This is a genomic window from Fictibacillus phosphorivorans, assembly GCF_001629705.1.
Taxonomy (GTDB): domain Bacteria; phylum Bacillota; class Bacilli; order Bacillales; family Fictibacillaceae; genus Fictibacillus; species Fictibacillus phosphorivorans_A.
Genome location: NZ_CP015378.1, coordinates 2,260,110 through 2,274,471, shown reverse-complemented (window position 1 = coordinate 2,274,471; position 14,362 = coordinate 2,260,110). Strand labels below are relative to the sequence as shown.

General features: G+C 39.3%; 9 protein-coding genes. All 9 read left to right on the top strand.

All coding sequences use genetic code 11. The features are described 5' to 3' along the window. The first annotated feature begins 110 nt into the window (after positions 1–110). The 9 genes from ABE65_RS11615 (at position 111) to ABE65_RS11575 (ending at position 13,682) form a co-directional block, all read left to right on the top strand. The gene (locus ABE65_RS11615) at positions 111–1,331 is read left to right on the top strand and encodes an ROK family transcriptional regulator (protein ID WP_066394993.1); all 1,221 of its coding nucleotides are present in this window, start codon (positions 111–113) and stop codon (positions 1,329–1,331) included. Between the two features lie 12 nt (positions 1,332–1,343). Beyond that, complete coding sequence (locus ABE65_RS11610; RefSeq protein WP_066394991.1) at positions 1,344–2,228, top strand: carbohydrate ABC transporter permease; 885 nt, start codon at positions 1,344–1,346, stop codon at positions 2,226–2,228. After that, positions 2,218–3,099, top strand: coding sequence for a carbohydrate ABC transporter permease (locus tag ABE65_RS11605; protein WP_082861398.1), 882 nt, complete (start codon positions 2,218–2,220; stop codon positions 3,097–3,099). The genes ABE65_RS11610 and ABE65_RS11605 overlap by 11 nt, the downstream gene beginning before the upstream one ends. A gap of 20 nt (positions 3,100–3,119) precedes the next feature. Continuing rightward, positions 3,120–4,388 (top strand): ABC transporter substrate-binding protein, encoded by a 1,269-nt coding sequence (locus ABE65_RS11600; protein WP_066394989.1) that lies wholly within the window; start codon positions 3,120–3,122, stop codon positions 4,386–4,388. Between the two features lie 59 nt (positions 4,389–4,447). Then, on the top strand, positions 4,448–7,906 hold the full coding sequence (locus ABE65_RS11595) for a glycoside hydrolase family 31 protein (protein ID WP_066394987.1): 3,459 nt from the start codon (positions 4,448–4,450) through the stop codon (positions 7,904–7,906). A 16-nt stretch (positions 7,907–7,922) separates the two neighbouring features. Then, a complete protein-coding gene (locus ABE65_RS11590; protein WP_066394984.1) occupies positions 7,923–8,903 on the top strand; it encodes a LacI family DNA-binding transcriptional regulator in 981 nt (326 codons plus the stop codon). Positions 8,904–9,401: 498 nt separating this feature from the next. Further along, entirely contained in the window at positions 9,402–10,589 is a 1,188-nt protein-coding gene (locus tag ABE65_RS11585; RefSeq protein WP_066394982.1) for an AAA family ATPase, read from the top strand. Further along, positions 10,582–11,331, top strand: coding sequence for an HNH endonuclease (locus ABE65_RS11580; RefSeq protein WP_066394980.1), 750 nt, complete (start codon positions 10,582–10,584; stop codon positions 11,329–11,331). The genes ABE65_RS11585 and ABE65_RS11580 overlap by 8 nt, the downstream gene beginning before the upstream one ends. A gap of 839 nt (positions 11,332–12,170) precedes the next feature. Then, complete coding sequence (locus ABE65_RS11575) at positions 12,171–13,682, top strand: primase C-terminal domain-containing protein (RefSeq protein ID WP_156499166.1); 1,512 nt, start codon at positions 12,171–12,173, stop codon at positions 13,680–13,682. The last annotated feature ends 680 nt before the right edge of the window (positions 13,683–14,362 follow it).

The window sequence follows — 14,362 nt, the reverse complement described above, 5'->3', positions numbered from 1 at the left end:
GGATTGGCTTTTTCTTTAAAAATAAATGTCAGAAAAGTTAAAATATATACTTGCTTCACTGAATAAAGGAAGTTATAATCATAATTAGAAAATAAAGGAAAGGTATGATTATGGACAAATTACGAATAGGAAATCGAAATCTGATTAAAGATATCAATCGTGCACTCGTCATTGAATACATACGGGTGAACGGCCCTATCAGTCGGACGGATGTTTCAAAGAAAGTGAAGCTCAGTTTATCGACTGTCACAAATATCGTAGAAGACTTGATCTCGAACAACCTAGTTTTTGAAGTAGGAACCGCTACTTCCACAGGCGGCAGACGCCCTATCCTCCTAGAGTTAAATGACAACTTCGGCTATACGTTCGGCATCAAGATCGAAGAAAAACAAGTCATCATTGCCCTCACAAACTTAAAAGCTACCATCCTCCTAAAGAAACATTATTCTTTCATCAAAGGAAGTTCACCTGAGGTCGTACTAGATACGATACAACAAGGCATCGAAGAAATTTTATTTGAATTTAGAATCACAAATGAATACATCTTAGGAATCGGACTCGCTTCTTCTGGACTCATCAGTGGAAAAGAGGGCAAGGTCTTACGATCGACGCTTCTCAACTGGGAGGATATCGATTTATGTGAACAACTTAGAGAACGCTACCACGTTCCTATTTTTATCGATAACGATGTAAACGCTTACACGTTGGCTGAATATTGGTTAGGAATCGGTCGTCTTCACGGGAACTTTATCTGTTTATCCGTTGGAGCGGGTATCGGAACAGGAATCGTAATCAACAATCAACTTTACTACGGTGAACACGGTGGGGCAGGAGAATTCGGACATATCATCGTTAATATCGACGGTTATAAATGTCATTGTGGCCAGAACGGTTGTCTTGAGATGTATGCATCTGAACCGTTTCTAGCGATAGAAGGAAACTATCTTAAAGCACAATATACCAACACACTTTTAAATGATGATTTTTCGTTTTCAGAAGTCTATCAAGCGGCAACGAAACGAGATGATCTCGCGATCGAACTCTTGAGAAGGCTTGGTAAGAACATAGGAGTCGGCATGGTAAGTGCGATAAACAGTTTCAATCCTTCCATGGTCGTTCTAGTTGGTGAAGGTATGATCGCAAAAGACTTCTTCTTACCGTATGCACTGAAACTTGCCGATCAGAATTTCTTCTCGAACGCAAACTGTAAGACAGAGATCAAGTTATCTAAACTTGGTGACGATGCTTGGGTGCAAGGTGCTGCACTTCTTGCCATCAACCAGCTGTTCCAAGTTCCGTTATACGAGGAATCAGAACTCTTAATCAAGTAGAGGAGGATCAAGATGGTAGGGGATAAAGGGTGGAAAAAATGGCTAGTCATCAGTTTTTTCCTATTACCAAACTTTATCGGTTTTCTTGTCTTTATTGGTATCCCTATACTCACATCCCTCGGACTTAGTTTTACAAAATGGGATCTGTTATCAACTCCTGAGTTTATTGGTCTTGATAATTATAAGGGAATTATTAATGACGCAGAATTCTGGTCTGCACTAAAAAATACGCTTCTGTTCATCGTAGCCTACCTACCAACCGTATTAATCGTAGCTCTAGGTATCGCGATGCTGTTGAATAAAAACATGAAAGGAAGAGCGTTCTTCCGCGCAGCTTATTTCATCCCAGTTGTCTCGTCTTGGGTCGCTGTATCACTCATCTGGAAATGGCTCTTTAACCCAACGTATGGTCTAGTAAACTACTTCTTATCTTGGTTTGGAATCATTGGTCCTGATTGGTTACAAGATCCACAGTGGGCCATGATCGCAGTTGTACTAACGAGTGTTTGGAAAGATACCGGCTTTGTTATGGTCTTATTCTTAGCAGGGTTACAAAACATCTCGGAAACTTACTATGAAGCTGCAGAAATTGATGGCGCTTCACCTTATAAGAAATTTCTACACATCACGATACCACTTCTTACACCTACGACTTTCTTTATACTTATTATCTCGCTAATTAACTCGTTCCAAGTGTTTGATCAAATTATGATCATGACTGAAGGAGGACCTGCTGGTTCAACAACAGTCCTCGTACAAAAAATTTACAACCATGCTTTTCGCTATTTTGAGATGGGCTATGCCTCAGCGGTGTCATGGGTACTCTTTTTAATCATCTTTGTTGTTACCCTGATACAGAACAGACTACAAAAGAGGTGGGTCGATTATGAACAGTGATGTAACGGTCGTCACGAAAAAACAAACCACACAACCACTCCTCTCACTGAATAAGAGGAAATGGCTGAATAAAATTATCTTCTACACCACTATCAGTGTAGGAGCGCTCATCATGATCATCCCGTTTCTGTGGATGTTATCAACATCTATCAAAGATCAAGGGGCGACGATGACGCTTCCGCCACAGTTCATACCAGACACGATTACTTTTACCAACTATGCAGAAGTAGCAGAGTCGTTTCCAATCTGGAAGTTTCTTTTTAACAGCTTTTTTGTAGCGGTCACTTCAACACTCGGACAATTGCTTCTCTGTTCGATGGCAGCGTACGCTTTTTCAAGGCTTCATTTTAGGGGAAGGGATACCCTATTTCTTATCTATCTTGCGACACTGATGGTCCCGATGCAGGTTACGATGACACCACAGTTCATTCTAATGAAGTATCTCGGCTGGTTAGATACTTATCAAGGGTTGATACTCCCAGGTCTTTTTAACGCATTCGGTACGTTCTTGTTGCGTCAGTTCTTCTTAGGAATACCAAAATCGTTAGAAGAAGCAGCGTTTATAGATGGAGCCAGTCATTTTAGGGTGTTCTTTCAGATCATCTTGCCATTATCAAAACCGGCTCTTGCGACACTCGCTATCTTCTCGTTCATGCAATCATGGAACAATTTTCTTTGGCCGTTGATCATCGTGAGTAACCAAGAACTGATGACACTGCCGCTTGGACTTTCAATTCTTCAAGGGAGGTGGGCAACGGATTGGAACCTATTAATGGCTGGAGTCGTGATTAGTGTTATTCCGATCTTAGCTGTCTATTTATTCGCTCAGAAATACTTCATCAAAGGGATTACATTAAGTGGGATCAAATAAAAAAGATGAGGGGTATAAACATGAAAAAATCGGGTATCTGGGCTATTATTCTATTTCTGTTGGTAGGAATCAGCGCAGGATGTAGTTCTGAAAAAACTACAGGTGCAAGTAAAGACGGTACGGTAACATTAAAGTATTTTGCCTTCTCACCAGGTGAAGATCATGAAGATGAACTTAAAGCGATGATCGAGGCTTTCGAGAAGAAGAATCCGAAAATCAAAGTAGATTACGAACTGGCTTCTTTTGATGATTATTTTACAAAACTTCAAACGCAGATCGCTGGGAATAATGCACCGGATGTGTTTGAACTAAACTATGAGAACTTTGTGAGTTACGCTTCTAAAGGTGCTCTATTAGAACTTGATCCACTAATCGAGAAAGATACGAACTTTAAGCCAGATAGCATCAACAAAAAAGCGTATGAAGCATTTCAGTACGATGGGAAACAGTACGGGATGGTAGAGAGTTTCTCAAACGTAGTCCTTTTTTATAACAAAGACCTTTTTGATAAAGCAGGTGTTGAATATCCGAATGAGAGCTGGACATGGAAGGAAGAGCTAGCGGCAGCTGAGAAACTTACGGATAAGAAGAATGGCGTTTACGGTACGTACGCACCCGTTCAGTTCTGGGAATTCTATAAGACGATCGCACAAAACGGTGGTTCGATCCTGAACGAAGATAAGACAGAAGTAACTGTAAACAGTCCTGAAAACGTAGAAACTCTAACATGGATGATGGATAAGATGAACAAATACCATGTGACGCCTACTGAAAAAGAAATGTCTGGTCAGGCGAACGAAGATCTGTTTAAAGCGGGCAAGATCGCGATGCTCCGAACAGGTATCTGGATGTTCGATGGCTTCAAAGACGTACCGTTCAAATGGGATATCGCGTTAGAGCCAGGGAACACACAAAAAGCCCATCACTTCTTTGCTAACGGCCTCGCTGTTTCAAAGAAGACAAAGAACGCAGAAGCAGCTTGGAAGTGGGCACAGTTTATGAGTAGTTCTGAGGAAGCTGCAAAGATCAGAATTGATAGTGCATGGGAACTCCCAGCGGTATCAAACGATGCGCTTGTTAAAGGTTATCTAGAAAAATCACCACCAGAGAGCAGAGATGTTGTCTTTAAAGCACTCGATACATTAGTCGTACCACCAGTGATCGAAGAGTGGAGCAAGATGACGGATATGTTTGGGAAAGAGCTCGATAAAGTAAAGCTTGGGCAGGCAACACCTGAAGAGGCTTTAAAGAATGTTGAAAAAGAATTGAACACATTGATCAAAAAATAATCAAAAAAAGTGCAGCCAAGAATTTTCTTGGCTGTCTCTTTGTAACAGGAGAGATAAAGATGATCTTACAAGACACAGATAAACCATTTATCGCTTTTTCTTCTATTATAAAAGCACATGCTTCTCAATTAAAAAATGATTTTGTCCACTCTGAAAAACTATTAAACGACTATCAACCACCTGAATCCGAAGAGAGCCTCTTTTATCTTGGCAGCTGGGTTTGGTCTGTCGTTCAGCATGATAAGAGGATAGGAAGGCATGACCTTACTCTCATATACCAAGAGAAGATTGAAAAAATCGTTGAGACATTAAGAAATACTTGGCAACTACCACAATATAACCTATTCAAGCCAACTTCAGAAAGGGAAGTTTATTTTTCTAACCTAGGGATCACATACGCTGCGCTATTAGCTGTGAAACAACAACTAGGAATGAACTATCTACAGGCAGATCTCACAGAGATTCGAGATTACTTCTTTAATCACGGGCTAACTGGCGGTATGTTAATCAGCTCGCCAAACAAACAAACGGTCTCTACAGATCTTCTTGCGACAGTTATGCCATTCGGGCTCTTCTCACCCGAAGACTTGATTATGGTTGAAGCTGTTAAAGAGATCGAGTCTCGACTCGTGTCACATCAAGGTGTGTTCACCGCACCAGGAGATAACGTTCATTCTTCTGCGAGCTGTGCTTGGTTGGCTCTTTATTTTACGGAAAAAGGAGATCTGAATAAAGCTAGAAATTATTACGATGAGACAATAAAACGAACTAAAAACAAAAGAGAAGATGTACTAACAGAGAGCCTTCTTGAAATCGTAACCTACTATCTTGATGAGAGTCTAAAACTTGATTCAGATTATCAGATCATTCATAAACCATACGGACACGGGAACCATTATGAGCCGCAGCCTGTTGAACGTTTTCCTAATGATCCTCTTCAGTCGCAAGATGTAATCGTTTGTGCAGAAATCTGGCCGACTGATATCGATCACCTGTATGTATCGGTAACTAGCGGTAACAACATAAGAACAGTTCCATGTATAAAAGAGAATGAAACAACATGGAAAGCAAACATAGGAAGCTTTACACAAGATGCATACTACTCCTTTAAAGCGCTAAAAGATAAAGGAGAAGTAGCAGCTAGTAAAAGCTATCATTTGTCTCCTCTACAAACCAACGCTATTAAATCGGTCCAATACATCGGGAATGTTGAGAAGACGGTTTGGTTTAAAGGAGAAGACCTTTTTGCAAATCCATTAATCTATTTAGGTTTTCAGTTAGAGCACAATCACTCTATACTCTCTGTTCAATTTAATGAACCACAAGCGTTAACCTATGAGGAAACTCCCGTCGAAGACATAGGAGGTAAATATGTTATCTCACAGCCGAACTATGTGTATGAATTACAAAAAAATCCTTTTTCCATCAAACTTAGAAATTCAAATGGAGAGACGATTTTAGAGAGCCATGAAAAGAACCTATATCCGATCTCTTGGCTGACAAATAAACAAGTATCAAAAAAACTGAAATTTAACTTTACACTTAAAGAAGGAGAGAAACTATACGGGTTCGGTGAGAGGTATAATTCGTTAGATCAGCGTGGGAACGTACTTGATTGTTTTGTTTACAACCAATATCGAGATCAGGGAACACGAACGTATATGCCTGTCCCTTATTTTGTTAGTTCTACAGGTTATGGGATGTGGATCGACACATTGAGATGGAGTAATTTCGATCTCGGTTCTAACCTATATGATCTCTTACAGATTGAGTGTGACCTCGGAGAGGATCCATTCAAGATGCACCTGTTCACAGGTGGGATTACAGAAGTGATTCAACAGTTCACGTTAGAAACAGGTAGACCCATCCTTCCACCTGTTTGGGCCTTCGGACCATGGATGTCGAGTAACAATTGGGATCGAGATAAAGTCGTGCGAGAACAGGTTGAGTTAACGAACGAGCTAAAGATTCCTTCTACCGTATTAGTATTAGAGCAGTGGAGTGATGAAGCGACTTATTATATCTTTAACGATGCAGAGTATACCGTAAAAGAAGAGAACGACTACCATCGTTATGAAGATTTTCATTTCCCAGAATGGGGGAGATGGCCAGATCCTAAAGGGCTCACGGACTATCTTCATGACAACGGTCTGAAACTCATTCTTTGGCAGATCCCGATCATGAAATACTTAAACCGTCAACATCATCATCAAAAAGATAGTGATGAAAACTACATGATCCAAAAAGGGTTTATGGTAAAAAAAAACAACAGGACACCGTACCGTATGCCAGAAGGCTGGTTCAAAGAGAGCATGTTGATGGACTTCTCTTCACCTGAAGGAAAAGAATGGTGGTTCAATAAAAGACAATATCTTCTTGATATCGGAGTAGATGGATTTAAGACAGATGGTGGTGAATTCGTATTCGGTAAAGATCTCCTCTTTTCAGATGGACGCACGGGAGATGAGATGCGAAACCAATATCCGAACGATTATGTAGAAGCGTACTACGATTTTGCGAATGCTAAAGATCCGGGAAGTGCAATGACGTTTAGTAGAGCGGGGTATACTGGCGCACAAAAATTCCCGGCACACTGGGCAGGAGATGAGCGTTCCACGTTTGAAGCCTTTCAACGTTCGTTGATCGCAGGATTATCATCAGGTCTTTCGGGTATTCCGTTCTGGGGATGGGACTTAGGTGGTTTTAATGGAGATATACCAACTGCGGAACTCTTCATCCGTTCCGCACAGATGGCTGCCTTCTGTCCGATTATGCAATATCACGCTGAGAGTAAAGGAGAACACAATCAAGACCGTACACCGTGGAACATTGCAGAGAGAACGGGAAAAGACTATGCAATTGAAGGGTATCGGTTCTTTGCGAACGTTCGTATGAACCTTTTACCATATATCTATGATCAAGCAAGACACTCAAGTATCTCAGGCATTCCGCTCATGCGTGCTCTATGTCTACAGTATCCGGACGATTCTAGTGTTAAAACAATGTTTGATCAATACATGTTTGGAGAGAATCTGCTCGTCGCACCAGTTATCGAAGAAGGAAGTACAGAGCGAAACGTCTATTTTCCTCTTGGCACTTGGTATTGTCTATGGACGGGTGAAAAGACCGTTGGACCGCAATATAAACGTGTTCACGCACCTCTTGAAAAAATTCCGGTCTACGTCAAACAAGGGTGTGTGTTGCTAGGGAATACAGATAGCACTCTTAAGTTGGGTTCATATGTCGGTAACCAGATTGATAGGTATACAAATTCTGTAGCAAGGATCTTTCTAGAAGACGGGATGGACGTTCAAATTAAGGATCACTTGAACCAAAAACTCTATTTAAGAGCAAATATAGTAGATGCAGAATGGCAGATCACGATGGAAAGTAAAATTTCAGATTTGAAACTATTGTTTATGAAGTCACAGCTCTCCCAAGAAGATGTGATCACCATTAACAACAAGCGTTGCAGAGTAAAAGAACTAAAAAAATGTGATGTGGGTTATCTTTATTAAAGGATGGATGTTTTAGATGGCTACGATTCATGATGTGGCAAGACTAGCAGGTATCTCTCGTACGACCGTTTCAAGGGTACTGAATTGCCACCCTTATGTTGCAGAAGAAAAGAAACAAAAGATATTAAATGCAATGAAACAATTAAACTATGTGCCAAATAGTTCTGCGCAGCGATTACGCAAAGTCAAGACAGATACGATCGCTGTATTCGTTCCTCGAATCACTAACCCTTTCTTCAGCCATCTGGTAGAAGTGATGGAGAACGAGGCAGCGATGTATGGTTATCAACTTATTCTTTGTCAGACGCAATACAGCAAAAAACAAGAAGTAAAGTTTTTGGAGCTATTAAGAACAAAACAAGTAGACGGTGTGATTCTAACTTCAATTGAAAACGAATGGAGACACGTTCAACCTTATGTGAACGAGGGTCCTATCGTCATTTGTAATGAATACGACGATGAAGCTCATGTTCCTTCGATCTTTCTCAATCAAGTAGAAGGTGGTTATCTCGGAACAAAACATCTTATTGAACGTGGATACAAAAAAATCGCGTATTGTGCGGGAAGTGAGAGAAGATCGAGGTTAACAAGAGACCGGAGAAAAGGGTACGAACTGGCTATGAAAGAAACAGGATTAGACATTAATGAGGACTGGTATCAGTATAATGCGATCAGTATAGAAGACGGAAAGAAAGTGTTTCATCGTATAAAAGCATTAAAAAACAGACCAGAAGCAATCTTTACAGGTAGTGATGAGGTTGCTGCGGGTTTACTAAAAGCAGCTAGGGATAGTGGCTGGCGGGTGCCTGAGGATCTTGCAATAGTCGGTTTTGATAACCAACCGTTAGCGGAACTGCTGGGTCTATCTACAGTGAAACAACCGATTGAGGATATGGCAAGACATACGATGCAAGAGATGATTCGGGCAATTCAAGGCAAGGATCATAAGAAAGTTACTAATCTATCATTTACTTTAATACATCGTACAACAACATAGATAACATATATGTAGTTGTATATTATAAAATTTTTCATATTAACTAAAAAGCAATAGGCAGATAAAAACCTACTAAATAACGATTAGAATAATAACTAAAAGGGCTTACATTCAGTAAGCTCTTATTTCATTATTTAACAAAAAGGCTTGAACCAGGCTTTCTACCATTGAAAAGATCTTCAACTCACTGGATTTATCTATAATTACACTTCGTTGAAATAGAATTAGTCGGTGCTTCCTTCAAGAAGAAGTAGTATGCTCTTTTATTGTTTTAGGTGGTTATCACGACTGTTGGTAAAACAGCATCATCAATTCAAATTTTCATTCTAGTTCATTTCAATATTTTGTTATCCGATTTCAAAAATAATCATCTAAAACAATCTTCTAGAGACAAATCAGCATAGGTAATATATTTACCCCAAAATTGGAATTTTTTACGTTATAATGATTTCAGAAAAAGAGCATTGTGATTAATAGGATGTTTAGGGGGAGCATAACTTGAAAATTAAAACACTTTCTATTGAAGGAATTGGCGGTATTGATACTTTAGAATTATCATTTAATCCTGGTTTAAACCTTATTTGTGGTCCTAACGGCGTTGGTAAGACAACGATTTTAGAATGTATAAGTCATTCTTTCGCTCATTATGGTTCAAAAACATTACGCAGAAATTCGAGTTATCAACAAGGTAGGTGGAGACTATCAATCAACGTAAATGAATCCGATATAAGCAGGGATTTCAATAGAATCTATTTTCATCCTAGTGAAGCACAAGAGTACAGTAATAATGCATTCCAGGATCAATTGCTGAAACTGTTTGTTTTTAAATCCATACGTCCCTTGTATCATGTAGAAGTAAATGCTATTGAAAAGGATCCAGTTAAAGAAATACATCAAATGGGTGAGGAAATTGTAAACGGAACTTCAGCTCATGATATAAAAGGTTGGTTTTTAAGCAGATTTATGTGGTCTAAACATGAAAATCTATTAACAAACGAACAATTAGAAAACTTAGAATTAGCAAAAAAGTGTTTCGGAATAATTGAACCTAATGTTTCTTTTAAAAGTGTTATTCCAGATACGCACGAGATCTTATTAACTTCTTTTGGTAAAGAAATATATTTTGAATATTTATCTTCTGGTTATAAATCAGTATTATTCCTTCTTTTGGGATTGATAAAACAAATAGAACATAGATTTAAAGATCCCAGAATAAGCGTCAAAGATTTTGATGGGGTAATTTTAATAGATGAGTTAGACCTTCACCTCCATCCTCAGTGGCAAGCAAAATTAATAGAAATTTTTAAAGAAGTAATACCCAATGCTCAAATAATTGCCAGTACACATAGTCCGCACATGTTACAAGTTGCTGAACCAAAAGAATTAATTGCATTGGGCCTAAATGAGGAAAGTAAAGTTTATGTAAGAGAATTACCTAGCTCTACATTTGGTTACCAAGGATGGACTGTGGAGGAAATATTAACTGATGTTATGGGATTAAAGGAAACAAGATCAGATGTATACCTTCATATTATGCATGCTTTTGAAAAATCTTTAAATGATGAAAATCCAGTTGTAGCAAGTGAAATTTTTAACACATTGGATGCAATGTTACATCCTAGAAACCCTTTACGCAAAATGCTTAGGTTACAGCTAGCAGCTCTTGGTGGTAGCATAAATGATTAAAATTGATAGAACTATTAAGCCAGCTGAACTAACTGATGATCTAAAAACTCAATTAACTAATAAATATAAAACTGATGGGACTAGCGTTTGGAATCATGAGTTACTAAAAGTACCATTATTACATATGAGTCATAAGAAATGCTGCTATTGTGAATGTAATATTGCTGAAGAAAGCAAGTATATGGAGGTAGAACATTTTTATCCAAAAGACATATATCCCGATTTAGTAGTAGATTGGGCGAATCTATTACCTGCTTGCAAAAGATGTAATACTAATAAGAGTAATCATGATCCTAATCAATCTAAAATCATAAATCCATGTCAAGATAACCCTAGAACGCATATCGGTATGAAGTTGTATAGATTAAAAGGTAAAGATGAAATAGGGTCTAATACTATAGATGTTATATACTTAAATGAAATTGAAAGACTAGTATATCCTCGTTTCCAAATTGGGACTGAGGTTCAAGAGTCTATAGAAGATATTTTAGAAAAAACGAAAGAGTATTATGAGGGGAAATCAGTTAGTACTAGAAGAAAGAATAGAATTGTAAATGGATTGAAAAAAATAATGGAAGAGGGGAGGCCTCAAAAAGAGTATAGTGCTGTAGTTGCCAGCGTCATACTTAATGATAATAATTTCAATTATTGTAAAGACCTACTAATTAATTTATCTCTTTGGGACGATGAATTAATTCAATTGGAAAGTGTACTTTCAAATAATTCACTCGATATTCTTTAAGAAATATAAACTATAAACTTTACAATGTTAATTCTTAATCAAAAATATACATTTTATTACGCTGTAGAATCATCCACCTTGACCGTATATTCCTTTCAAGTCTTTGGGTGTGGAGTAAACTAAGAGACTTTAATTAAAGAAATTAATAAACAGATTCGTAAGTGGTGCAAAACTATGCACCACTTTTCTTATTTTAGTACACACAGTCCGCTCACTAGTGCCTTTTGCACCACTTATGCACCATCTTACTACCTCATGAGCGGAACCTGTGTATCAAAAGGAACCCTAAAATGCACCACTCGCACCACTAAAATCTCAATTTCAGCGGAACCTGCGTAGCATTAAAACACATGAAAACAGTGGCTTTATAGAATAATCCATCCAATTTTCTAGCGGAAGTCTAACGAAACCTGACGAAATCTAGCGAAGTGTGTGCGATAAAAACGCACCACTAGCGTAATCATTTTAAGCGGAACTTGTGTAGTAATCTTTTACTAAAGAAATCGCTTTTCCTTTATGTAGTAGGGGATGCAGCACTTTATCACGAGATACACAGAGTTCGCTGGAGTGGTGCATTTCAACCGTAATGGTGCAAAACCGAAGCGGAACGTGCATGATAAAAAAATAGAACCACTTTTTTTGTCCCTTGAGCCACATGGTCTCAAGGGGCTTTTTGCGTTTGGTGCATTTTCCTTAGAGAACACCCTTTTTCAAGATACAACTTCGTTATACTTTCTCCAACAAACGGAAACATCTCGTTTATATGTGGGAGCTATGTCAAAAACAGGCTCTTTCTATCGGAGAAGCATAAAAATTCGGAGTGAAAGAGGGTGTCAGTGGTGCAAAACGTGAACAAAAAACAAGATTCCATTGTTTCTATACCTGATATTCTATCATTCATGACCCATGACAGCCTCATGCTCTATAAGAAAAAAGGAACTTCTGCACCACTTCGAAACGTGGTGCGTTTTACAGAAGCCGAAAAAAATGCACCACATAAACGTGGTGTTGTCTTTGTCTCGTCTTCAAAAGAAGATCTCACAGAAGGAAAAGGACTCGTTGTTACGTCTTATGAGACCTTACAAGAGAAGTACCGCAACTTATCACACTGGACACCAAACACGTTTCGCGGTGGAACGTATTATGATTTTAAAAACCGCATCATCAAAGGGCACGAGCGGGAGAATCTCAAACAGATCAACGTGATCTCTCTTGATATCGATACGAAGAACGCAGATCTTTATGCTCTATATATCGGTTGTGAAGAGTTAGGGTTACCACGACCGAACTTGCTGCTTGCGACACCTCGTGGCTACCAGGTGTTCTTTGTGTTGTCTTCTCCTTTTTATATCACGAACCGAGAACAATACAAGAGTCTACGCATCGCAGAGAGACTGTCCAACAACATCCGTCATGCACTAAAAAATTATGCACCAGTCGATACGAACTGTGTGCCTTTTGGGTTTTACCGGATACCAAAAGAAGAGAACGTACTCGATTTTTACGCAACACCCGCTGATACAGCATCACTCATCAAGTGGTCGGTCGACTATGAAAAGCGAAACATGTTCTCTGTGATCTATTCAAACCAAACAAGAGAAGAAGACCTCACACGATCTGATTGGTACCGAGCACTCATCACGTCTAAAAAAATCGACTCTGGCTACCACGGATCAAGCCGTAACAACGCACTCATGACACTTGCTCTTGCGAACTTTCAGAGCGGGAGAGAACTGGAAGAAGCTTACGATGAACTCGATCAGTTCAACTCGAACATGATGAAGCCACTCAGTAAACAAGAGTTCGAACGTACGTTAAAAAGCGCGTACTCTGGTAAGTATAAAGGAGTGAAGCGTTCGTATGTAGAGAGTCTTCTCGAACTCTGGACGGATGGACAAGCTCAGTTCGTAGGACGAGAAGGGTGGTATAAGTTTAAAAAGCCACGGCAAGAACGAACCCGCTCTCACTATGATGAACGAGAAAGCGATCTACTAGCTGTACTAAAGGAAAAAACAACAGGTGTGAACCCGTATCTTGAAGGATCCCTACGCATGCTCGCTGAAACATGCGGCATGGCACTTTCTACGTTAAAAGAAGTGTTAAAGCAGTCCAAACAGATCATCAAGCAGACGATCGGCCGTGGTCGAAACGCGGTGACGAAGATCGCATCCAAAAGTGTTCTATTTCAGCATTTGATCGAGACGCGACAACAGAGAACACCAGAAGCGCAGCTGGCGTTTATCGACTTGTTTCCAAAGCGTGATCAAGCATTCATCGTGCTCAACCAAAACGACAAAGTAACGGTTCCGTTTTTAATTACCGAGTCTCCACCACGAAGTCGGTCGGGTTGACATTAAATGAGCCAGTGTGCCAATACATATCAAAATTATCCTGTCGGCTCTTTTAGAACTTTCAGGGTTATAGCAGAATAATGGAGAACGAGGGAGTTGTTTAGGAGGTAGAGGAGAATGGTTCTGGTACGTGAAATTATAGAGATTCGTAGTAAGAAAATATTATTGTAAGAAAATTCTGATAGTAGTTTAGATATATTTTCCAGTGAATCTATTGCCAAACGTGCGTTCTTTAGTGTAACCTGCAGGCAACTAGATCAGATTCCATCGAGGCCATAATCGAGAGTGTAGGTGAGTTAGCTCTTTTTCACGGTGTATTATGGGTTCGATTATGAGTAAGAATGCAGGTATACAAGGAGATTCCGGCATTTCTCTTTTTTCTCGTTCCGCATCCAAGACCTCATACCCACAACGTACATGTGACTATGAGGTCTTGGACGACTCGTTAAAAAGAGAAGCCGGAATAAGAGACTATGAGGATGAAAGGATAAGAGGTAGAGTGTGGGAGGTGGGAAGAAAGTTAGGGAAGGATAATAAAAGGATTAAGTGAGTGTAGTTCAAGTGATAAAGGTCAAAAGCAAAAACCAGCAGTTCAAGTTCAAGAAAGTGCATAGAAGTTCAAGTGCGGAAAGTGATTCGAAATGTGTTTTCAGTGATGTTAAGAATGGAGAGTAGCTGAT